Here is a 20,517-nt window from a genome sequence, read left to right as displayed (position 1 = left end):
GCGCGGACGCTCGTGAGCGTCCGCGCCACCGGCGTTGTCAGTGGTGCGCCGTACGGTGGATCGCATGAACAGCCATGGGCAGAACGAGCAGCGGGTGGTGTGGGCCGTCGTCGACAGCGGCATCGGCCCGCTGCTGCTGGCCGCGACCGACGAGGGCCTGGTCAGCGTCGTTTTCCACGCCACGGACGCGGTGCGCGACAAGGCGCTCGAGCGGCTCGCATCCCGGCTCGGCACGGAGCCGGTGGAGGCGCCCGGTTCCCCGCTGCTGACCGAGGCGATACGGCAGGTGGCGGCGTACTTCGCGGGCGAGCGGAAGGACTTCGAGCTGCCTCTGGACTGGTCCCTGATCTCCGGGTTCAACCGCCAGGTGCTGCGCGAGCTGGCGTCCGGCGTGCCGTACGGGTCGGTGGTGGGGTACGGCGACCTGGCCCGGCGGGTCGGCCAGCCCGGCGCGGCGCAGGCCGTGGGCATGGCCATGGGCGCCAATCCGCTGCCGGTCGTCGTGCCCTGCCACCGGGTCGTGGAGAGTGACGGTGGCATCGGCGGGTTCGGGGGCGGCCTGGAGACCAAGCGGAAGTTGCTGGCGCTGGAAGGCGTGCTGCCGGAGCCGTTGTTCTGAGGGGTTCCTTGAGCCCTTGTTGTGAGGGGCTCTTTGAAAGGGCTCGGCCCCGAAGTTGCTGTTGTCGCGAGGGTGTCCTGGGCTCAGGACAAGGGGGGGAGACTTCGCCGGTGACCACATCGATCACGCGCGGGCACGCGTCGGGCCACGCCGGCGCGCGCGGGGCAGGCGTCACTGGCGCTCACGCTTCTGACAGCGCCGACGGACCTGCGTCCGACTTCACTCGGCTGCACGCGTCCGACACGGTGCAGTTCACCGCTCCGGGTTCGGCACGCGCGTTCGGTCCCAGCGCCCCGGGACCCTCCCGGTGACCGCCGTCGAGCGACCGGTCACCGTGCCCGTCGACGCGGACGGGCTGCCGGCGCTGCGGCGCCGTATATCCGCTGTGCTCATCGCCAGTCAGATCCTCGGCGGGCTCGGGGTGGCAACCGGTATCGCGCTCGCGGTCGTCCTGGCCCAGGAGGTCGCCGGCACCGAGTCGTTGGCCGGGCTGGCGCCCACCGCGACGGTCACGGGGACGGCGGTGCTCTCCGTACCACTGGCCGCGCTGATGACTGCGCGCGGTCGCCGGCCGGGGCTCGTCCTGGCCTATCTCATCGGAGCCTTGGGGGCGGGGGTCGTCGTGGTCGGCGCGGCCATGGACAGTTTCCCGCTGCTGCTGCTCGGCATGGCGGCCTTCGGCGCGGCCTCGTCGGCGAACCTGCAGGCGCGCTTCGCGGCCGCCGATCTGGCCGAGCCGCAGCGAAGGGCGCGAGCCATCTCGAACGTCGTGTGGGCCACGACGATCGGCGCGGTCCTCGGCCCCAACATCGCCGCGCCCGCGGGGCGCAGCGTTTCGGGCCTCGGCATACCGGAGACGGCGGGCCCCTTCCTCTGGGCGGCCGGCGTCTTCCTCATATCGGCGCTGATGGTCGCGGTGCTGCTGCGCCCCGACCCGCTGCTCACCGCCCGCGCGCTGGCACCGGTCGAGGAGCAGTCCCCCGCCGCACGCTCCATACGGGCCGGGGCAGCGGCCGTCCGGGCCTCGCCACGGGCCCGCCTGGCCCTCGTGACGGTGGCCGTCTCGCACACGGCGATGGTGTCGGTCATGTCGATGACGCCGGTCGACCTCGGTCACCACGGCGCGAGCATCGATCTGATCGGGCTGGTCATCAGCATCCATATCGCGGGCATGTACGCGTTCTCGCCCGTCATGGGGCGGCTGTCCGACCGGTTCGGACGGCTGTCGGTGATCGGCCTGGCCGTGGCGCTGCTGGCCTGTGCGGCACTCCTGGCGGGCACGGCGGGCGCAAGTCACGGGCAGACCGCCGCCGGGCTCTTCCTGCTGGGCCTCGGCTGGTCAGCCGGTCTGGTCTCCGGCTCCGCGCTGCTGACGGACTCCGTCCCCCAGCCCGCGCGCGCCGCCGCCCAGGGGCTCTCCGACCTGACGATGAACACCTCGGCGGGTCTCGGCGGTGCGGCCGCAGGACTGGTCGTCGCCCAGGCGAGCTACGGCTGGCTGAACCTCATCGCCGCCTGCCTGCTGCTGCCGCTCGGCGCGCTGGCGCTGTTCACCCGGGACAGGCACGCCAAGGCGTGACGTCCCTACCCGGACCCGCGTGAAGGGTGGCCGGAACGGTGCGGCGGTAGCAGACTCCGCCATGCGCACAGCCGCTGGCATCCGAAGTCACGGGGGCCGAAGGGACGGCGATACGTATGAGCGGGAACAGGGCAGTCGCGTATCTCAAGCCGGGCGCGGTGGAAGTCAGGACCATCGACTATCCGACGCTCGAGCTGCAGGACGGGCCGGGGGTGGCACCCGACAACGTCGGCCGCAAGTGCCGGCACGGGGTCATCCTGAAAGTGCTCGCCAGCAACATCTGCGGCAGCGACCAGCACATGGTGCGCGGCCGTACGACCGCACCCGAGGGACTTGTCCTCGGGCACGAAATCACCGGAGAGGTCGTCGAGCGGGGTCCGGACGTCGAGTCCATCGAGGTCGGGGACATCGTCTCGGTACCGTTCAACATCGCCTGCGGGCGGTGCCGCAACTGCAAGGAGCGCAAGACCGGTATCTGCCTGAACGTCAACCCGGCCCGCCCCGGGGCGGCTTATGGCTACGTCGACATGGGCGGCTGGGTCGGCGGCCAGGCGGAGTACGCCATGGTCCCGTACGCGGACTTCAACCTGCTGCGGTTCCCGGACCGCGACCAGGCACGCGAGAAGCTCCTCGACCTGACCATGCTGTCGGACATCTTCCCGACCGGCTTCCACGGCGCGGTGACCGCGGGCGCCGAGGTCGGCTCGACGGTGTACGTCGCCGGAGCGGGGCCGGTCGGTCTCGCCGCCGCGGCGTCGGCGCAGCTTCTCGGCGCCGCCGTCGTCATCGTGGGCGACCTGAACGCCGAACGTCTCGCGCAGGCCAGGAGTTTCGGCTGCGAGACGGTCGACATCAGCCAGGGTGAGGTGGGCGAGCAGATCGAGCAGATCCTCGGTGAGCCGGAGGTGGACGCGGCCGTCGACGCGGTCGGCTTCGAGGCCCGGGCCCACGGCCCCAACGCCCAGGAGGCACCCGCCACGGTCCTCAACTCGCTGATGGGCATCACGCGCGCGGGCGGCGCGCTCGGCATTCCGGGCCTGTACGTCACGGACGACCCCGGCGGGATCGACCAGGACGCGCGGACCGGGACGCTGAAGGTACGGCTCGGTCTGGGGTGGGCGAAGAGCCACCGCTTCACCACGGGTCAGTGCCCGGTGATGCAGTACCACCGGGGGCTGATGAAGGCGATCCTCCACGAGCGTGTGCACATCGCCAAGGCCGTCAACGCGACGGTGATCGGCCTGGAGGACGCCCCGCGCGGCTACGCCGAGTTCGATCAGGGCGCCAGCCGTAAGTACGTCCTCGATCCACATGGGGCGCTGAACGGGGCAACGCCTGTCTGAGGCTCCGAAAGGGGTGTCCACGCGCGCGTGGACACCCCTTTCTCACGCCCGAGAGCTACCCACACCTGGGAACTACTCGCGCCTGAGAACTACTCGTAGTGCCGAGCCTCGAAGACGTTTCCGTCCGGGTCCCGGAAGTAGAAGCTCCGTTTGGCCTTTCCTCGGGCGCCGAACGCGTCGTACGTGAAGTCCGAGAGAGGGACGGCGCGTTCCTCCAGGCGGGCTCGGAGCGCGTCGAAGTCCTCACCCCGTAGGGACAGGCATACGTGGTTGACCGGGTGGCCCGAACTGTCGGCCGCCCCGGGGACCATGTTCATGCGTTCGGCCAACGGCAGGGGCGCCAGGTCGAAGATGGTCTCCTCGTTGAGGCGTACGGAGGGGAATGACACCTTCCCCGCGGCGAACTCGGTGACCCTGATGGGCTCGAGGCCCACCGCCTTCTCGTAGAAGTCGGCCGAGGCGACGGGGTCGCGCACCCAGAGGACGACGTGGTCGAGACGTGTCGAGTTGTCCGTCATGCCCTCAGGCTGCTGCCCTCTTGTGGTGACTGCAAGGGTTTGGCCGGGCGCGTCGCTCGCCAGGGATGAGGAGAGAACCGACAGACAGGAGGCACGCGCGTGCTGGTGGTGTCCGAAGAGGTGCGGGAGGCGCTCGCCGCGGGGCGGCCCGTGGTGGCACTGGAGTCCACGATCATCGCGCACGGGCTGCCGCGTCCGCGCAATCTCCAGGTGGCGCTGGAGCTGGAGGACGTCGTACGCGAGGAGGGCGCCGTTCCGGCGACGATCGCCGTGCTCGACGGGCAGCCCCACGTGGGCCTCGACAAGGAGCAGCTGGAGCGGGTCGCCAACGAGGACGGCATCCGCAAGCTGGGTCACCGTGATCTGCCGCTCGCGGTCGCCGCGGGGGTAAGCGGGGCGACCACGGTGTCCGCGACGGCGTTGCTGGCCGCGCGGGCGGGTGTACGGGTGTTCGCGACGGGCGGGCTCGGCGGCGTGCACCGGGAGTGGACGGTGACGCAGGACGAGTCCGCCGACCTGGGGCTCCTCGCGCGGACCCGGATCACGGTGGTGTGCGCGGGTGTGAAGTCGATCCTGGATGTGCCGGCGACCCTGCAGCGACTGGAGACGCTGGGCGTCGCGGTCGCCGGGTACGCCACGACGCACTTCCCCGGCTTCTACTTGTCCGACTCCGGGCACCCGGTGGACTGGACGCTGGAGTCGCCCGGCGAGGTCGCGGCCGTCATGCGCGCACAGGACGCGCTCGACGGACCCGCGTCGGCGCTCATCGTCGCCAACCCCGTGCCCGAGGCGGAGCAGCTCGATCCCGAGCTCCACGCGCGCGTGCTCGCCGACGCGCTGCACGCGTGCGAGGCGGAGGGCGTGAGCGGTCAGGCGGTCACTCCGTTCCTGCTCGACTACCTGGTACGCCATACCGACGGGGCGTCGCTGAGCGCCAATCTGGCGGCGGTACGCGGCAACGTACGCCTCGCGGGGCGGATCGCGGCGGCCTGGGCTGGAACGTGACCGGGGCGAGCGGCCCCGGCGGGGCTCTCCTTGTCGTCGGCGATGTCGTCACGGACGTCGTCGCCCGGCATCGCGGGCCGCTCGCGTCGGGCACCGACACGGCCGCCGTCATCCGGACCGTGCCGGGCGGTGCGGGCGCCAACGTCGCGTGCTGGGCAGCCCGTCGGGACGGTACAGAGGTGCGGCTCCTCGGCAAGGTGGGCGCGGACTCGGCCGCGTGGCACGAGCGGGAACTGGCGGCTTCGGGAGTACGTCCTCTCCTGGTCATCGACCCGGAGGCGCCGACGGGGACAGTGATCTGTCTGGTGGATACGGGCGACTCGGCGGAGCGCACCTTCCTCACGGACAGTGGCGCCTCCCTGCGGCTCGACCCCGGTGACTGGTCGCCTGCGCTGCTCGACGGTGTCGCGTGGCTGCATCTGTCGGGCTACCTGTTCTTCTCCGAGCCGTGCCGTGCACTGGTGGCGGGGGCGGTGAAGTCGGCACGCGCGCGTGGGGTGCAGGTGAGCGTGGATCCCGCGTCGGCGGGGTTCCTCACTGAGCTGGGTGTGGACCGCTTCCTCGCGCTCGCCGAGGGCGTCGACGTTCTGCTGCCGAGCCGGGAGGAGGCCTGTCTGCTGACCGGTCTGCCCGATCCGGCGGACGCGGCGGCCAAGTTGAGCCGCCACGTCCCGCTGGTGGTGGTCAAACAGGGCGACGCCGGGGCCCTGGTCGCCCGGTCGGGGCAGGTCCGGGCCGAGGTTCCGGCGGCGCCCGCGGTGCCCGTCGACACCACGGGTGCCGGGGACGCCTTCACCGGAGCCTTCTTGGCCGCGCTGCTCGCGGGCGTCCGGCCGGAGGACGCGGCCGCGGAAGGGTGCCGGGCCGGGGCCCGGGCGGTGGAGCAGGTGGGCGGGAGGCCGGCGAGAGGCGCGGCCCGTCCCCAACCGCGCCGGAGGCGTGAGCCGTCCGAGGCCCGCGACGGAGAGGCGTGAGTGCGCCAATCCCCGCCCCCGGACTACGCCCTGCGCCCCCACGCCGAGATGAGTGGCGCCGTGGCCAGGTCCATTCCGCCCGCGGCCACGTTCGCCAGATGGCGATCGATGTCCTGGTCCGTGGCGAGGCCCGCGGCGACGAGGCGGGCGCGGATCTGACGGACCGTCGCGGACTCCAGCGCGCCGCAGGCGGGCGAGGTGATGGGGAAGTACGCGTCGGCCTCGACCTGCCGCAGTCCGGCCTCACGGAGCAGACGCGGAAGCCGACGCCCGTACGCGAGGTCGGCGCCGTGCTCGGCGAGCAGTCCGCGGATCGCGTGGTGCAGCCGGTTGGCCAGCTGCTGTTCGGGGCCGCGCTCGTCGGGGCAGGCAAGCGGCTGCAGCGTGGGGTCGGCGTCCTCGACCAGGAGCCGTCCGCCGGGCCGCAGCGCTCTCGTCATCGAGCGCAACGCCCGTTCCTTGTCCGGCACATGGGCCAGGACGAGCCGCGCGTGTACGAGGTCGAAGCCCACCCCCGGCGGATCGTCCACGCCCACATCGTGGACGCGCAGTTCGATCGGCGGGCGGACGGCCGAGGTCGCCCAGGAGGTGTCGACGTCGGTCGCGACGACCCGGCCGGTGGGCCCGACCTTCTTGGCGAGCCAGGACACCACGGACGTGCCGCCCGCACCGACCTCCCAGCAGCGCCAGCCGGATCCGATGCCGAACCGTTCGAGGTGCCGGAACGTCGTGGGGTCGAAGAGAGCGGCGAAGGCGTCGAAACGCTGCCCCGCCTCGGTCTGCCGGTTGTCGAGGAGATACCCGTCGGTTCGCATCATGCGCCGATCATCCCAGTTGTCCTGCTTGTCCGTGATGGTCGACGCTCCCGGCGTCAGCGCGTCGCAGTCGGGATGCCGGCGGCCGGCACATCGGCAGCCGTCGGTATCGCGTCATCACCGGGCCGAGACGGCGATTACGGAGCGGAATGCTCCGTTCCCACAGGCTTACCCGGCCGTTAAAACATCCTGGCAGACTGGCCGCGGCAAGGCGCAGAGTGCGGCGCGAGGAGATCCACACGAGGAGATCCAGATGTCCATGGCAGGGAATCTGCGGAAGGTCACGGGCCTGAGCAAGGTCGGCGGCCTCCGCAAGGTGGCACGGCTGACACGACGACGCCCCCGTGTCGACCTGAGCCATCCCGCCCGGTCTCCGCTGGGCTCCGCGGTGGTGAACTGCGTGGCGTACGAGGAGGGGTCCAGGGTCCCCGCCGGCCGCGACCTGGTCGAGACGGTGGAGCGGATCCGCAAGGCCGACGGCGGATTCGTCTGGCTCGGGCTGCATGAGCCGACGGAGGTGGAGTTCGCGGGCATCGCCGAGCTCTTCGACCTGCACCCGCTGGCGGTCGAGGACGCGGTGGACGCCCATCAGCGCCCGAAGCTGGAGCGGTACGGCGACACGCTGTTCGCCGTGTTCAAGACGGTCTGCTATGTCGAGCACACCGAACTGACCGAGACCAGCGAGGTGGTGAACACCGGCGAGATCATGGTGTTCGTCGGCCAGGACTTCGTGGTCACGGTGCGGCACGGCCGGCACGGTTCACTGGGCCCGCTGCGCGAGGAGCTGGAGGCGAATCCCGAGCAGCTCACCAAGGGCCCGGCCGCGGTACTGCACGCGATCGCGGACCATGTGGTGGACGACTATCTGAACGTCACGGCCTCGGTGCAGGAGGACATCGACCAGGTCGAGACGGACGTCTTCGCAGCCAACGGCGCCCGAGCCGACCCCGGACGCATCTACCAGCTCAAGCGTGAACTCCTCGAGCTGAAGCGGGCAGTGGTCCCCCTGGGCCGTCCCATCATGGATCTGGCCACCCGGCCGATACGGGTGATCGACCCGGAGATACAGGCGTACTTCCGGGACGTCTCCGACCACCAGCTGCGGGCCGCCGAGCAGATAGCCGCGTTCGACGAACTGCTCAACTCGATTCTGCAGGCGCATCTGGCGCAGGTCAGCGTCGCGCAGAACGAGGACATGCGGAAGATCACGGCGTGGGCGGCGCTGATCGCCGTGCCGACGATGGTCTGCGGTGTCTACGGCATGAACTTCGAGTACATGCCGGAGCTGCACTGGAAGTTCGGCTACCCCTTGGCGGTCGGTGCGATCGCCGTCGCGTGTTTCACGCTCTACCGGGGCTTCAAGCGCAACGGCTGGCTGTGACACCGCTCGCCCGGCACGGCCGGCCGGACGAGCGCGTGTTCCCGGTGGTGCCGTGGGGCCTCGGTGTCAGCGTGTCGTGCCCTTCGCGTAGACGCTCTCGGCCCAGCCCGCGAGTTGTTCGTCCGTCAGATGCGAGGCCAGGTCGGCCTCACTGATCATCCCGACCAGGCGCTTGTTCTCGATCACAGGAAGGCGGCGGATCTGGTGCTCCCGCATTTCGCCGAGTACTTCGTTGACGTCGGCGTTCGCGTCGATCCAGCGCGGTGTGCCCTTGGCCATCTCGCCCGCCGTGACGCGTGCCGGGTCATGGCCCATGGCCACACAGCCGACCACGATGTCGCGGTCCGTGAGGATGCCGCAGAGCCTTTCGTTCTCGTCGCTGATGGGCAGCGCGCCCACGTTGAGCTCGCGCATCAGCTGGGCGGCACGGTCCAGGGTTTCGTGAGCGGGGATCCACTGGGCGCCGCGGTGCATGATGTCTCCGGCGGTGGTCATGTAGTACCTCCCGGTGCCGGACGGCCGGCGCGGTGCGGGAAGGCACCGCTAGTCCCGGCGCCCTACATTCTCTCCGGGTACGGAGCGATACGCACCCGGAAGTACGCGGCTTCCGCCCCGCATACCGGCCTACCCCGTCCGGCCTGCCCGGCCTGTCCGGCCCGGGCGACCAGGCCCGCCCGGATGACCCAGCCCGCCCGGTCTCACGCCGAGAAGCCGATGATCCGCTCGGGCACCACACGGATGATCACGCGGACCTCGTCGTCCTTCTCCGCGGGAGGGTCGATGCCGAGGTACTTGTGCGAGAGCTCGTACGGGAGGCGCTTGCCCTCGTCGGGGAGGATCTCGGCGGTGCCGCGGATCTCCACCGAGGTGTAGGGGTTGGCCAGGTCGAAGACCGAGATGCTGATCCGGGGGTCGCGTCGGAGGTTGCGGACCTTCTGCCTGCCGTCGGTCGAAGAGAAGAGGACGGTGTCGCCCTCGCGTTTGATCCAGACCACCGAGTTCTGGGGAGCGCCGCCGGGGCCGAGGGTGGCGACGCTGGCGAAGTTCTTGCCGTCGAGGAGTGTGCGGACCGAGTCACCGAAGGAGATCATCATGCCGCCAGAGTAACTACATGCACGTGCATATAAAAGCCCTTCCTGCGGGAATACGGCCCGAAGTCCTTGTCGCCGGGTCAGCCGTTCCACGCCGGGTGGCGTGGGTCGTCCGCGCGCACCAGGACGTCGGCCGTGTCGCCCGGGGCCGTCTCGCTCTCGTAGCGCTCGTACGCGGGGAGCGTCCAGTGCTCGCTCTCGGGGGTGCGTCGGCGCAGGGCGGCCGGTGAGAGGCGTACGTGGACGGTGAGGTCGAACGGGAACCAGTGGCGCAGGAGCAGCGGGCCGTGCAGCAACAACAGGGCGCCGGGCTGGAGTTGGACGTATGGGCTGCGGGTGGCGCGGTCGGTGGCCGGGTCCCAGAGGTCGGGCAGGACACGGCCGTCGCCACCGGCTTCCAGCGGGCCGAAGACCTCGCGCCACAGGGCGCCGGTGTCGAACCAGCCGTCGTAGTACGCGTCCACGTCCTGGTGGCCGTACTCGAACCGGAGGGAGGCGGGCCGCAGGAAGCCTTCCGCGCCGACGACGAGTGCGGACCGGCCGCGCAGGCGCAGGGCCTCGGCGACCAGTTCGGCGAGGTCTCCCGGACGGGCGGCCGGGGCTCCGTCGAAGGCGATGCGTGGCCAGGGGCTGCCGTCGGCCGGCTTCAGGTCGAGCAGCCGCTCGGCGAGGAGGTCGCCGAGCCGTTCCCAGGTGATCGCTTCGAGTCGCACACGGCCCATGATGCCGCGCGGGCGAACGCGAACGACGGCCGCACGGGCGAAGCGATCGACGGCCGCACGGGCGAATGCGAACGACGGCCGCACGGTCATGGCCGGTCCGACCGGCTGCGGGTGGCCGCGGCGGGCAGCGAGGAGGGCCAGGAGGTGAGTGTCGCTCCAGGGGCGGGCGGCGTCGGTCAGGCGATCAGGGGGATCAGGGGGATCAGGGGGGATCAGGGGGGATCAGGGGGGATCAAGGTGCGACCGAGGGGTGAGGAGGGCGTATTGGACGGGGGGCGGGTTCTCGTTGTGGGCGTTGGGGCCCGCGCTCGGGTGAAGCCGAGAGCCTGGGAGAGGGCCAGCGGGCCATCGCATTCCATGGCACGCAGCGGCAAGTCTGCGTACATTCCGGCGTCGACCGGGAAAGAACCGCCTATGGCGACCATGGCAACTCCCCCGCCCAGCACCGGGCTTCTCGTCATCCAGCCGCTCAAGAGCCGGCACTGTACCGAGTGCCGGAGCGGGCCGCTGGCGATGCTGGTGTTGGAGGAGGGGGCGCCGCGGTGTCTTGACTGTGCCGATCTCGGGCATCTGGTGTTCCTGCCGCGGGGGGACACGGCGTTGACGCGGAGGTCGCGGGAGGGGAGCGCGTTGTCGGCGGTGGTCGTGCGGTTCAACCGGCGGCGGAGTCGGTACGAGCGGCAGGGGGTGCTCGTCGAGGAGGCGGCGCTCGCGCGGGCCGAGGAGCGGTGTCTGGCGGACGCGGAGGCGCGGCGGCGGCGCCGGGATCGGGACGCTCACCGGCGGGCCGCGGAGGACGTGCGGTTCACGGAGGCGTTCGCGGAGGAGATCCGGCAGCTGTTTCCCGGTTGCCCGGCCGACCGGGCGCACGCGATCGCCGCGCACGCCTCGATGCGGGGCAGCGGGCGCGTGGGCCGCAGTGCCGCCGGGCGCGCCCTGTCCGAGACCGCGGTGATCTCGGCGGTGCGCGCGGCGGTCCGGCACACGGACACCCCGTACGACCAGCTGCTGATGAGCGGTGTCGCTCGTCATGAGGCCCGCGGCCGGATCGCTCCTGCGGTCGACGCGACGCTCGCGGGGTGGCGCGCGGGCCGGGAGACGCGTCCGTGAGCGTGACGCCAAGGGCCTCTTCCGGGCGCCGGGCGTCCCCGAAAACAGCTCTCGGGCGGGCCCCGCCCAGCCCCCGAGACGCCCGGACATGCCCCCGAGTCCCTCGGCCATGGTCACCCTCCTCGTACGGCATTTCACTTGTGGTGACAGGGAGTGCCGTGCAGGATTTTTGGGTTCGGGGTTGTCCGGCCCGGCGGTTCTGGGAGCGGTGCGCGAGTTGTTGCCCAAGGGTTTTGCTTACGCGGGAGTTGCCATGATCGAGGGTCCGTACTTCGTGCTCACTGTGTTGGGAGTGCTCGGCACCGGGCTGGTGGCCGGGGTTTTCTGCGCGTTCTCGACGTTCGTGATGAGGGGGCTCGCCGCGCTGCCGCCGGCGCAGGGCGTCGCCGCGATGCAGGCGATCAACGTGACCGCGCTGATGCCGGCCTTCATGCTCGTGTTCGTCGGGTCGGCGGTGCTGTGCGCCGTGCTCGCGGTGGTCACCTTCGTCCTCTGGCCGGACGAGGGCACGGTGGAGCTGCTGCTGGGCAGCGCTCTGTATCTGTTCGGCTCTTTCGGGGTCACGATGGCGGCGAACGTGCCGCGCAACAACAAGCTGGTCCAGATGGAAGCCGGCACACCGGAGGCCGTCTCGTACTGGCCCACGTATGTGAGCGAGTGGACGATGTGGAACCACGTACGCATGGTCGCGTCGGCCGCCGCGGCGCTCTCGTACGTGCTGGCGCTCACCTGACGTGAGCGTGAGCGCTCCGCTGGGTACGGTGCTTCGTCTGCGGGTCCGTCGTGGCTGGTCGCGCAGTTCCCCGCGCCCCTTCGGGGCGCTGCCCCACCGCACGCCCTCTCGGGTGCTCGCTCTCGCCTGAGGCGGGCGCGTAGGCGGCGACGTATCGTGGCGGGAAGAGTCTGCCGATATGCCCTGCGGCCCGCCCCGGACGATGACGACGGAGATGAAGACCGTACGGGCCCCGTACGCGTACGCAAGGGAGACGGCCATGGCCGATCCCAAGGGTTTCCTCAACGCCTCCCGCGAAGAGTGGCCGCGCCGCCCCGTCGAGGAGCGGGTCCGTGACTGGGATGAGGTCTACGTTCCCGGAGCGCTGCTGCCGATCATCCGCACGCAGGCCGACCGGTGCATGGACTGCGGCATCCCCTTCTGCCACGAAGCCTGCCCGCTGGGCAATCTGATCCCCGACTGGAACGACCTGGTCTCGCGCGACGACTGGCGCGCGGCTAGCGAACGGCTGCACGCGACGAACAACTTCCCCGAGTTCACGGGGCGGTTGTGTCCCGCGCCGTGCGAGGCGGGCTGTGTGCTGGCGATCAACCAGCCCGCGGTCACCATCAAGAACGTCGAGGTCGCCATCGCCGACCGGGCCTGGGAGGACGGGCTCACGCCACCGCGGCCGCCGGACCGGCTGTCGGGCCGTACGGTCGCGGTGATCGGCTCGGGGCCCACCGGGCTCGCCGCGGCGCAGCAGCTGACCCGGGCCGGGCACACCGTCGCCGTGTACGAGCGGGACGACCGGATCGGCGGGCTGATGCGGTACGGGATCCCCGAGTTCAAGATGGAGAAGAAGCATCTGGAGCGGCGGATCGACCAAATGCGGGCGGAGGGAACGAAGTTCCGTACGTCGACCGCCGTCGGCCGGGACATCGGGGCGGCCGAGCTGCGGGCCCGCTACGACGCCGTCGTCCTCGCCGTGGGCGCCACGGCCTGGCGTGAACTTCCCGTTCCCGGGCGGGAGTTGAGCGGCATACATCAGGCGATGGAGTATCTGCCGCTGGCCAACCGGGTGTGCGAGGGGGATCTGGAGACGTCCCCGCTGTCCGCGTCGGGCAAGCACGTCGTGATCGTCGGTGGCGGCGACACGGGCGCCGACTGCCTGGGCACGGCGGTGCGCGAGGGCGCGAAGTCCGTGACCCAGCTGGACATCTACGCGCAGCCCGGCACCGAGCGCGACGAGGACACCGAGCCGTGGCCCGTGTACCCGAAGATCTACCGGCTGTCGGCCGCGCACGAGGAGGCGCGCGAGCTGGAGACGGCGCCCGCGGCCGACGCGGACGCGCGGCTCTTCGCGGCGTCCACGCTCCGCTTCACCGGCGACGCGGCCGGGCGGGTGCGTTCGTTGCACCTGGTCGAGGTCGACGCGGAGCGCCGCCCGAGTCCCGGGACCGGGCGCGCGCTACCCGCCGACCTCGTGCTGCTCGCCCTCGGCTTCTCCGGGCCCGACCGCTCGGACGGTCTCGTCGACCAGCTCGGCCTCGGCCTCGACCCCCGCGGCACGATCACCCGCGACGCGGTTTTCGCGACGAACGTGCCCGGCGTGTACGCGGCGGGGGACGCCGCGCGCGGCCAGTCCTTGATCGTGTGGGCGATCGCCGAGGGGCGAGCAGTGGCGGCGGCCGTGGACCGCTACCTGACCGGCGATTCGCAGCTGCCGGCGCCGATAGGGCCGTACGACCGGCCCATGAGGGCGTAAGGCCCCGGCAGTCCGTCTCAGCGTTCGTCCGTCCCCGCCACCTTGGCCGTCGACAGGGCGATCCGGTTCCACGTGTTGATCGCGAAGATCAGGGCCAGCACCTGGGCCAGTTCCTGGTCGCCGAACGTCGCCGCCGCCTCGGCGTAGACGTCGGCCGGGACGCCCCCGTCGGCGACCAGTGTCACCGCCTCCGTCAGCGCCAGGGCAGCCCGCTCCTTCCCGGTGAAGAAGTGCGGGGCCTCGCGCCATACGGCGACCATGTGCAGCCGGTCCTCGCTCTCGCCGGCCTTGCGCGCGTCGTTGGTGTGCATGTGGAGGCAGTACGCGCAGTGGTTGAGGTGCGAGGCGCGGATCTGGATCAGTTCGACGAGGGCCGGGTCGAGCCCGTCGCGGGCCGCCGCGTCGAAGCCGATGAGGGCGCGGAAGGCCTTCGGGGCGGACTTCGCGAAGTTGAGGCGAACGTTTTCGGCCACCGGCACTCCCGCCGCGGTCCCCGCGTCTGCGTGCGCCGTATCTGATGTCATGTGCGTCGTGTTCGTGGTCATGACCATGAAACTACGGGCCGGAAAGACCCCTTGTAGGGTGCATTTCCATGGCGGATTCATGGGTCAATTCGGCCGAGCGCATCGGCGCCGACCTGCATCTGGAACTGTCCGGTCCGGGCGGCCGCCGCGCCGCCCTGATCCGGGCCCTGCGCGAGGCCGTCCGCAGTGGACGGCTCGCCCCGGGCACCCGTCTGCCCCCGTATCGCTCGCTCGCCGCCGACCTGGGCGTCGCTCGCAACACGGTCGCCGACGCGTACGCGGAACTCGTGGCCGAGGGCTGGCTGACGGCACGCCAGGGCTCGGGCACCCGGGTCGCCGAGCGCGCCGAGCCGTTGGGCACCCACGCGCGCGTACCCAAAGAAGCACCTCCACGCGCGCGTGGACCGCGACACGACCTGCGCCAGGGCACCCCGGACGCGTCGTCGTTCCCTCGTGCCGCCTGGCTCACTTCGTACCGGCGGGCTCTCCAGAAGGCTCCCAACGAGGCGTTCGGGCCCGGTGATCCGGCGGGCCGGATCGAACTGCGGGAGGCGCTCACCGAGTACCTGGCACGCGCGCGTGGCGTCCGCACCGAGCCGGGACGGATCGTGATCTGCTCGGGCTTCGCACACGCCTTGCGGCTCCTCTTCGGAGCCGCAGCCGGAGCCGGAGCCGGAGCCGGACCCCGGCCCGGAGCGGGACCCCGAAGCCGGCCCGAAGCCGGACCCCGACCCGAAGCCGGGGCGGAGGCCCTGCGGGGCCCGCTGGCCGTCGAGTCGTACGGCCTCGCCTTCCACCGTGAGTTGCTGACGGCGGCAGGCGTGCGGACCGTCCCGCTGCCCCTCGACGAAGACGGCGCCCAGGTCGAGGACCTGGGCAAGGAGCGGGCCGTACTGCTCACGCCGGCGCATCAGTTCCCGACCGGCGGGCCGTTGCATCCCGCACGGCGTGCGGCCGTGATCGACTGGGCACGCGCGCGTGGAGGGGTGATTCTGGAGGACGACTACGACGGGCAGTTCCGCTACGACCGCAAGCCCGTCGGAGCCGTGCAGGGCCTGGACCCGGAGCGGGTCATCCACATCGGCTCGGTCAGCAAGAGCCTGTCGCCCGCGCTGCGGCTCGGCTGGATGATCCTTCCGGAGCGGTACGTCGACGGGGTGCTGGCGGCCAAGGGCGAGCGGGAGGCGTGGGCGAGCGTCCTGGACCAGCTGACGCTCGCGGACTTCGTCGTCTCGGGGTCGTACGATCGTCATGTGCGGCGGATGCGCCAGCGGTACCGGAGTCGGCGGGACCGGCTGGTCGCCGCGCTCGCCGCCCACGCGCCGCACGTCGAGGTCACCGGGATCGCGGCCGGGCTCCACGCGGTGCTGCGGCTGCCGCCCGGAAGCGAGCGGTCCGCGGTGAAGGCCGCCATCTGGCAGGGCCTCGCGCTGGACGGGCTCGCGGAGTTCCGGCATCCGGAGGCGGCCATGGCCGCGCCGGACGGGCTCGTCGTGGGGTACGCGACGCCTCCGGAGCACGCCTACGGGGCCGCTCTGGACGCGTTGTGCGCGGCGCTGCCGCCCGCGTGAGTGGCCGGAACACGACCTCTGACCGGCCTGGAATACGGCAGGGAGTGGGAGCATTGATCGTAGGAGGCGTGTTGTCGTCGCGGCCGTGAACCCGGAAGCGGCGGTGGCCCGCCCCCAATCCTTCGTTCCGCCGTCAGGCGCAGGGCCACCCCCGCGCGTCCCCCCTGTTGGCGGTCGGTCCTGGAGGGTGTGCGATGACGACGCTCGATGAACGTCATGAAGACGGTGCGCGCGACGGGGATGGCCGGGGCTCGCGCCACGACGGCGGCGCGAGGCAGGGGCCGCGGGCTCCCGAGGTTCTCCGTCCGCACGGCGCGACGGACGACCCGCGCGGACGCGACTCACTCGGCCCCCCGTTTCCTCAAGTTCCTCAAGCGGGCCTCGAAGCCCCACTTCCACACGCCGCCCCCGAAGCGGTCCCGTTTCCACACGTCGTCCCCGAAGCGGTCCCCTTGAGCGATCCGCGGGCCGTGCGTATCCAGTTCGCCGGCTCGAAGGCCGCGCATCTCGCGCGGGCGGCGCGGGCCGGACTGCCGGTGCTGCCGGGATTCGTGGTGCCGTCCGGCGCGGCGGCCACCGCGCCGGACGCCCCGGCTCTGCACCGCGCCTGGCAGGAGCTCTCCGACGGCGGCAGCCGTCCGCTCGTCGTACGGTCCTCCTCTCCGCAGGAGGACACACAGGAGTCGTCCCTGGCGGGCCAGTTCGCGTCCGTACTGGATGTGCGGGGCCGGCACGAATTCCGTGCGGCCGTACGCACAGTGCTCGACTCGGCGCACCGGCCCGACGGCACGGTCGCGCCGATGGCCGTGCTGGTGCAGCCGATGCTCGCGGCCCGCGTCGGAGGAGTCATGTTCGGCGCCGACCCCGTGGAAGGGCGGGCCGACCGGATGCTGGTCAGCGCGGTGCGGGGCGGCCCGGACTCGCTGGTCAGCGGCGAACAGCCCGGCACGAACTACTGGCTGAGCCGTTGGGGACGGCTGCTGCGCACCGAGCCCGAGGACGCCGAACCGCTGCTCGGCCCCACCGAACTGCGTCGCCTCGCCCGGCTGGCCCGGCAGGCGCGCGGGGTCTTCGGCGGGCCGCAGGACATCGAGTTCGGGTTCGACGAGGCGGGGCGGCTGTGGCTGTTCCAGAGCCGCCCCATCACGGCGATGGCGGCGCGGCCCGCGCACGGTGCACGACTGCTCGGCCCCGGCCCGGTGGCGGAGACGCTGCCTGATCAACTGGAGCCGCTGGAAGAGGACTTGTGGGTGGCGCCCATGGCGCGCGGGCTGGCCGCCGCGCTCGACATCGGGGGCACCGCGCCCCGGCGGCAGCTGCGCGCGGTGCCGGTCGTCACGACGGTCGGCGGGCGGACCGCGGCGGACCTGCGGCTACTCGGCGCCATCCCGCCCCGGTACCGGTGGCTGGCGCTGCTCAACCCTGCACCGGGCGCCCGCCGGCTGGCCGCCGCGTGGCGGGTGGGCCGGCTGGTCTCGGCGCTGCCCGGCCTCGCGGTGGACCTCGTCGCGGACGTCGACCGCAGGCTCGCCGAGACACCGCCCGCGGACCGGCTCGCCCGCCCCGACCTCGTCTCCGCACTCCGCTGGACGCGCACGACGCTGGTCTCCCTGCACGCCCAGGAGGCCCTCGCGGGCGCCCTCCTGCCCGAGCCCCGCGTCACGGCCGCGGGCACGGCCCTCACCGCCCTCGCGGAGGCCCGCGCTCTCGGCGTACCGGACCATCGGGTGGTGGCGGCACAACCGGTGGTACTCGCGCTGATGACGCCCAGCCTGAGCAGGGAGTTGAGGCTTCCAGAGGGTCCCGGTCCCGCGAGCACGGATGGCGCTCCGGAGGCACATCAGGGTGGCGCCCCCACGGCAACGGACGCCGTCCCCACCGCCGCGGACGCTCTCTCCCTCCCCACCACGGACACCCTCTCGCTCCCCACCGCCTCAGCCGCCTCCCTCCCGCCACGCGAAGCCCTCCGCCTCCGCATCCGCTGGGTGCAGGAGCTCCAGGTGCGGCTCGTCAGGGAAGCGGCGCGACGGCTGGCAGTACGAGGCGGCCTGGGCGACATGTCGAAAGTCGGGCTGCTGCGCTGGCCGGAACTCGTCGAGGCGCTCGAACGCGGACATCTGCCCGGTGACTTCAAGGAGCGCCTGCCACGGGCCGAGTCCGCGCCCCTGCCCGACGCGTTCCGGCTCGCGGAGGGGGCCACGGTTGTCGCCGAACGGCCGGCGGACAAGGGCAAGAGCAGAGGCAGGGGCACGGGCGGGAGCCAGGGCGTGTCCAGCGGCCGCGCCGCCGGAACGGCCTGGGACGGAACCGGGATACGTCCAGCCGACCCCGTACTCGTCGTCCGCACGCTCGACCCCGCGCTCGCCCCGCTCCTCCCCGGCCTCGCGGGACTCGTCGCACAGACCGGCAGCCCGCTGTCCCATCTCGCCGTGCTGGCCCGCGAGTTCGGCCTGCCCACCGTCGTCGGGGCGACGGACGCCGTGCGCCGCTTCCCGCCGGGCTCCCGCCTCACGGTCGACGGCACCACCGGCGACGTACACGCGCAGAACACGCGAGACGGACGCACGCAACCTCGCGCGAACGAGCCCCAGGGAGACCCCCGATGAGGCGCGTCGCCTACTTCTTCGGCGGTGCGGCGGCCGCCGGAGCAGGCACGTACGTCGTCATCTACCTGTACCGGTGGCAGTGGCAACGGGCCATCCTGAGCGGGGTGTTGCTGCTGGTCATCGAGGTGATGCTCCTCGGGATCGTGCTGCTCGGGCGGCTCGCGCGGATCGAGGAGCGGCTGCGCGACGCCGACCGGCGGCAGGAGGACGTCCTCACGCGGCTGCGGGAGAAGGAGGCACGGCCGACGAGCGACCGGTTCCGCTGGCTGGACGAGCCGACGAGCCGTACGTACGTCTTCGTGCCGGTCCTCATGGTCACCGGGGTGCTGCTCTCGGGTCTCGCCTGGCTGGTGCAGCGGATCGCGTCGGCCACGGCACGGCCCACGGCGGAACGACGGCTCGCCGGGCGCCTGGCCGTCCTCGCGGCACCCGATCCGGCCGGCGGCGCGGATCTGGACGACCTGCCGCCGCTCGGCGCCCCGCGCCGGCGCGGCCGCACCGCGCGCGTGCTCGCCGTGAGCGTGGTCGGGGCCGCGCTGCTCGGCGCGCTCTTCGTCGGGCTCGCCGACCTGACGCAGACCCGCGAGGAGGCGGCGAAGGACACCGAGGCGACCTCTCTGCTTCTGCGCGTCGACATGCGCGGTACGAACATGACCGCCGAACGGCAGTCGCTCGCGGCGCACCAGCTCTGGGAACGCTGCCGGGACTCGACGTCCGTACCGCTGAACCGCGCCACCCTCGGCGAGCTGGGCGACGGCCTCTTCGCCGGTGTGGTGCAGCCCGCGCTCACCGACCACGACCGCATGCGGCTGCGCGGCTGTCTGGAGGACACCGGACTGGACCGTACGCATCTCACAGTGATCGGCATCGGCGACGCCAACGACGACTGAGGCCGGACAGCGGACAGCGGCCAGCGGCCAGCGACTGAGTACGGACGGCGGCTGAGCCGGGCCGTGCACAGCGGCAACACTCACCCCTTTCGCCACACGAACAAATCCTGTCACACCGGGAAAAAGCCACTCCGACGACCCGGGTTACGATGCGAGCGCGTCTCTCGTCCCCGAGCCCGCACACCCCTCGTCCCCGAGCCTCCGGGTCGTCCATGGCTGTCATCGCCCCGTCCCCGTCCCAAGTCACCCCGCCCATCGGCCGTTCCGGCAGATCACTGCGCCGAACCGTCCTGCGCGTTCTCGCCGTGCTCGGCCTCGGCTACCTCGCCCTCTGGGCGACCGGCGCGCTGGGCATCCTCGCGTTGTCGTTCCTGACCCGCGAGCAGACCCCGCCGCCCGAGGGCACCCACGCGGTGCAGGGCATCCACCATTTCCAACCCGTGGACGCCGATGGGGGGTTGTGGCGCGGCGCCGCCCCCTCCCCCGCGGGCTACGGGGCACTGGCCGGACTCGGCTTCACCACCGTCGTCGACCTGCGGGCCGAGGACCTGAGCGCCTCCCAGCTCGCCGGACCGCGCAAGGCCGGCCTCGATGTCGTACGGCTGCCGATCCGGGACGGACAGACCCCGACGCCGCACCAGGTACAACGCTTTCTGAGCGTCGTCGGCGCGGCCCCGGGGCCGGTGTTCGTGCACTGCGGGGCGGGTGTGGGCCGGACGGGGACGATGGCCGCCGCGTATCTCGTGCAGGAGGGACAGGAATCCCCGTCGTCGGCCGTCCGGCGCAACCTCGCGGTCGGACCGCCGTCCATCGAGCAGATCTACTACGCGCTGAGTCTCGGCCGGGACCGTGCCGAGCAGCCGCCGTTCCCGGTGGTCGCGGTCAGCCGGCTCGTGGACGCTCCACGGCGCATGTGGTCCTGGTTCTGAGTCAACCGGATCTGAATCAACCGGACGACCTCCGAGTCAAGACGACCTCCGAGTCGACCGGATCAGCTGAATGCCAAGGTAGAGAAGCACGTTGAACAAGTAGCGGCAAGGCAGTGGCCTTGGGACAGGCCTCAGGACAGCAGGAAGTCCGCCTCCCCCGCCTTGGCGCCCTGGATGAACGCGGTCATCTCGCCGGGGGTGTAGATGAGGGCCGGTCCGTCCGGGTCCGCCGACTGACGGACCGCGATCCGGCCGTCGGCGAGCTTCATCGCCTCCAGGCAGTTGCCGCCGTTGCCACCGCTCCACGGCTTGTGCCAGCCCTCACTGCCCAGTTCCCTGGCGGGCATGCCGTTGTAGATC

General features: G+C 71.9%; 20 protein-coding genes. 13 read left to right on the top strand and 7 right to left on the bottom strand.

From position 1 onward, the window contains the following. Nucleotides 1-64 precede the first annotated feature (64 nt). The 3 genes from GAS53_RS16885 to fdhA all read left to right on the top strand — a co-directional run bounded on the left by GAS53_RS16885 (nt 65) and on the right by fdhA (nt 3,541). Nucleotides 65-619, top strand: coding sequence for a methylated-DNA--[protein]-cysteine S-methyltransferase (locus GAS53_RS16885; RefSeq protein WP_151478424.1), 555 nt, complete (start codon nt 65-67; stop codon nt 617-619). A gap of 307 nt (nt 620-926) precedes the next feature. Next, nucleotides 927-2,198, top strand: coding sequence for an MFS transporter (locus tag GAS53_RS16880; RefSeq protein ID WP_151478423.1), 1,272 nt, complete (start codon nt 927-929; stop codon nt 2,196-2,198). Nucleotides 2,199-2,314: 116 nt separating this feature from the next. Continuing rightward, entirely contained in the window at nt 2,315-3,541 is a 1,227-nt protein-coding gene (gene fdhA / locus GAS53_RS16875) for a formaldehyde dehydrogenase, glutathione-independent (protein ID WP_151478422.1), read from the top strand. An 89-nt stretch (nt 3,542-3,630) separates the two neighbouring features. Here the strand turns inward: fdhA and GAS53_RS16870 are convergent, their stop codons facing one another. After that, complete coding sequence (locus GAS53_RS16870; RefSeq protein ID WP_151478421.1) at nt 3,631-4,059, bottom strand: VOC family protein; 429 nt, start codon at nt 4,057-4,059, stop codon at nt 3,631-3,633. A 99-nt stretch (nt 4,060-4,158) separates the two neighbouring features. Between GAS53_RS16870 and GAS53_RS16865 the strand changes: the two genes are divergently transcribed. Both GAS53_RS16865 and GAS53_RS16860 read left to right on the top strand, forming a co-directional pair. Beyond that, nucleotides 4,159-5,064 carry a pseudouridine-5'-phosphate glycosidase gene (locus tag GAS53_RS16865; RefSeq protein WP_151478420.1) on the top strand — a complete coding sequence of 302 codons (906 nt, stop codon included), beginning with the start codon at nt 4,159-4,161 and terminating at the stop codon, nt 5,062-5,064. Continuing rightward, nucleotides 5,061-6,038: a carbohydrate kinase family protein gene (locus tag GAS53_RS16860; RefSeq protein WP_225858952.1), complete on the top strand. Its 978-nt coding sequence runs from the start codon at nt 5,061-5,063 to the stop codon at nt 6,036-6,038. The genes GAS53_RS16865 and GAS53_RS16860 overlap by 4 nt, the downstream gene beginning before the upstream one ends. A 23-nt stretch (nt 6,039-6,061) precedes the next feature. Here GAS53_RS16860 and GAS53_RS16855 read toward each other — a convergent pair whose 3' ends face one another. Continuing rightward, nucleotides 6,062-6,856, bottom strand: a complete 795-nt coding sequence (locus GAS53_RS16855) for a methyltransferase domain-containing protein (RefSeq protein ID WP_151478419.1) — start codon at nt 6,854-6,856, stop codon at nt 6,062-6,064. 250 nt (nt 6,857-7,106) lie between these two features. Here GAS53_RS16855 and GAS53_RS16850 point away from each other — a divergent pair, with 250 nt between their 5' ends. After that, nucleotides 7,107-8,234, top strand: coding sequence for a magnesium and cobalt transport protein CorA (locus tag GAS53_RS16850; protein ID WP_151478418.1), 1,128 nt, complete (start codon nt 7,107-7,109; stop codon nt 8,232-8,234). 66 nt (nt 8,235-8,300) lie between these two features. Here the strand turns inward: GAS53_RS16850 and GAS53_RS16845 are convergent, their stop codons facing one another. The 3 genes from GAS53_RS16845 to GAS53_RS16835 form a co-directional block, all read right to left on the bottom strand. Then, on the bottom strand, nt 8,301-8,729 hold the full coding sequence (locus GAS53_RS16845; protein WP_151478417.1) for a CBS domain-containing protein: 429 nt from the start codon (nt 8,727-8,729) through the stop codon (nt 8,301-8,303). 203 nt (nt 8,730-8,932) lie between these two features. Further along, the gene (locus tag GAS53_RS16840) at nt 8,933-9,328 is read right to left on the bottom strand and encodes a PPOX class F420-dependent oxidoreductase (protein ID WP_151478416.1); all 396 of its coding nucleotides are present in this window, start codon (nt 9,326-9,328) and stop codon (nt 8,933-8,935) included. Between the two features lie 77 nt (nt 9,329-9,405). Then, nucleotides 9,406-10,047, bottom strand: coding sequence for a nucleoside/nucleotide kinase family protein (locus GAS53_RS16835; protein WP_151478520.1), 642 nt, complete (start codon nt 10,045-10,047; stop codon nt 9,406-9,408). A 414-nt stretch (nt 10,048-10,461) separates the two neighbouring features. Here GAS53_RS16835 and GAS53_RS16830 point away from each other — a divergent pair, with 414 nt between their 5' ends. From GAS53_RS16830 to GAS53_RS16820, 3 genes are all read left to right on the top strand, one after another. Beyond that, nucleotides 10,462-11,157: a DUF2293 domain-containing protein gene (locus tag GAS53_RS16830; RefSeq protein ID WP_151478415.1), complete on the top strand. Its 696-nt coding sequence runs from the start codon at nt 10,462-10,464 to the stop codon at nt 11,155-11,157. Between the two features lie 253 nt (nt 11,158-11,410). Further along, complete coding sequence (locus GAS53_RS16825; protein WP_151478414.1) at nt 11,411-11,890, top strand: anthrone oxygenase family protein; 480 nt, start codon at nt 11,411-11,413, stop codon at nt 11,888-11,890. A 259-nt stretch (nt 11,891-12,149) separates the two neighbouring features. Further along, the gene (locus tag GAS53_RS16820) at nt 12,150-13,637 is read left to right on the top strand and encodes a glutamate synthase subunit beta (protein WP_151478519.1); all 1,488 of its coding nucleotides are present in this window, start codon (nt 12,150-12,152) and stop codon (nt 13,635-13,637) included. A gap of 17 nt (nt 13,638-13,654) precedes the next feature. Here GAS53_RS16820 and GAS53_RS16815 read toward each other — a convergent pair whose 3' ends face one another. Further along, nucleotides 13,655-14,182 carry a carboxymuconolactone decarboxylase family protein gene (locus GAS53_RS16815; RefSeq protein WP_404829240.1) on the bottom strand — a complete coding sequence of 176 codons (528 nt, stop codon included), beginning with the start codon at nt 14,180-14,182 and terminating at the stop codon, nt 13,655-13,657. Nucleotides 14,183-14,229: 47 nt separating this feature from the next. On the opposite strand from GAS53_RS16815, the gene GAS53_RS16810 reads away from it, so the two are divergent. The 4 genes from GAS53_RS16810 (at nt 14,230) to GAS53_RS16795 (ending at nt 20,157) form a co-directional block, all read left to right on the top strand. After that, on the top strand, nt 14,230-15,732 hold the full coding sequence (locus GAS53_RS16810; RefSeq protein WP_151478412.1) for an aminotransferase-like domain-containing protein: 1,503 nt from the start codon (nt 14,230-14,232) through the stop codon (nt 15,730-15,732). 194 nt (nt 15,733-15,926) lie between these two features. Next, nucleotides 15,927-18,338 (top strand): PEP/pyruvate-binding domain-containing protein, encoded by a 2,412-nt coding sequence (locus GAS53_RS16805; protein WP_151478411.1) that lies wholly within the window; start codon nt 15,927-15,929, stop codon nt 18,336-18,338. Next, entirely contained in the window at nt 18,335-19,228 is an 894-nt protein-coding gene (locus GAS53_RS16800; RefSeq protein WP_151478410.1) for a hypothetical protein, read from the top strand. Before GAS53_RS16805 ends, GAS53_RS16800 begins: the two co-directional genes overlap by 4 nt. Before the next feature lie 212 nt (nt 19,229-19,440). Next, nucleotides 19,441-20,157 carry a fused DSP-PTPase phosphatase/NAD kinase-like protein gene (locus GAS53_RS16795; protein ID WP_151478409.1) on the top strand — a complete coding sequence of 239 codons (717 nt, stop codon included), beginning with the start codon at nt 19,441-19,443 and terminating at the stop codon, nt 20,155-20,157. 131 nt (nt 20,158-20,288) lie between these two features. On the opposite strand, the gene GAS53_RS55170 is transcribed toward GAS53_RS16795, so the two are convergent. After that, nucleotides 20,289-20,517, bottom strand: a 229-nt coding sequence (locus tag GAS53_RS55170; protein WP_192583143.1) for a DUF397 domain-containing protein, incomplete at its 5' end; no start/stop codon positions are given.

The organism is Streptomyces albicerus (assembly GCF_008905045.1).
In the GTDB taxonomy this organism is placed as follows: Bacteria; Actinomycetota; Actinomycetes; order Streptomycetales; family Streptomycetaceae; genus Streptomyces; species Streptomyces albicerus.
The sequence above is the reverse complement of the archived record's forward strand: the minus strand, read 5'-3'. Positions and strand labels throughout refer to the sequence as shown.

Bases quoted from the DNA above. Each gene is read 5' to 3' on its own strand.
- GAS53_RS16840 (WP_151478416.1), bottom strand. From the start codon at position 9,328: ATGATGATCTCCTTCGGTGACTCGGTCCGCACACTCCTCGACGGCAAG.
- GAS53_RS16810 (WP_151478412.1), top strand. From the start codon at position 14,230: ATGGCGGATTCATGGGTCAATTCGGCCGAGCGCATCGGCGCCGACCTG.
- GAS53_RS16815 (WP_404829240.1), bottom strand. From the start codon at position 14,182: ATGACCACGAACACGACGCACATGACATCAGATACGGCGCACGCAGAC.
- GAS53_RS16830 (WP_151478415.1), top strand. From the start codon at position 10,462: ATGGCGACCATGGCAACTCCCCCGCCCAGCACCGGGCTTCTCGTCATC.
- GAS53_RS16845 (WP_151478417.1), bottom strand. From the start codon at position 8,729: ATGACCACCGCCGGAGACATCATGCACCGCGGCGCCCAGTGGATCCCC.
- GAS53_RS16835 (WP_151478520.1), bottom strand. From the start codon at position 10,047: ATGGGCCGTGTGCGACTCGAAGCGATCACCTGGGAACGGCTCGGCGAC.
- GAS53_RS16870 (WP_151478421.1), bottom strand. From the start codon at position 4,059: ATGACGGACAACTCGACACGTCTCGACCACGTCGTCCTCTGGGTGCGC.
- GAS53_RS16805 (WP_151478411.1), top strand. From the start codon at position 15,927: ATGACGACGCTCGATGAACGTCATGAAGACGGTGCGCGCGACGGGGAT.
- GAS53_RS16850 (WP_151478418.1), top strand. From the start codon at position 7,107: ATGTCCATGGCAGGGAATCTGCGGAAGGTCACGGGCCTGAGCAAGGTC.
- GAS53_RS16820 (WP_151478519.1), top strand. From the start codon at position 12,150: ATGGCCGATCCCAAGGGTTTCCTCAACGCCTCCCGCGAAGAGTGGCCG.
- GAS53_RS16795 (WP_151478409.1), top strand. From the start codon at position 19,441: ATGGCTGTCATCGCCCCGTCCCCGTCCCAAGTCACCCCGCCCATCGGC.
- GAS53_RS16885 (WP_151478424.1), top strand. From the start codon at position 65: ATGAACAGCCATGGGCAGAACGAGCAGCGGGTGGTGTGGGCCGTCGTC.
- GAS53_RS16800 (WP_151478410.1), top strand. From the start codon at position 18,335: ATGAGGCGCGTCGCCTACTTCTTCGGCGGTGCGGCGGCCGCCGGAGCA.
- GAS53_RS16855 (WP_151478419.1), bottom strand. From the start codon at position 6,856: ATGATGCGAACCGACGGGTATCTCCTCGACAACCGGCAGACCGAGGCG.
- fdhA (WP_151478422.1), top strand. From the start codon at position 2,315: ATGAGCGGGAACAGGGCAGTCGCGTATCTCAAGCCGGGCGCGGTGGAA.
- GAS53_RS16825 (WP_151478414.1), top strand. From the start codon at position 11,411: ATGATCGAGGGTCCGTACTTCGTGCTCACTGTGTTGGGAGTGCTCGGC.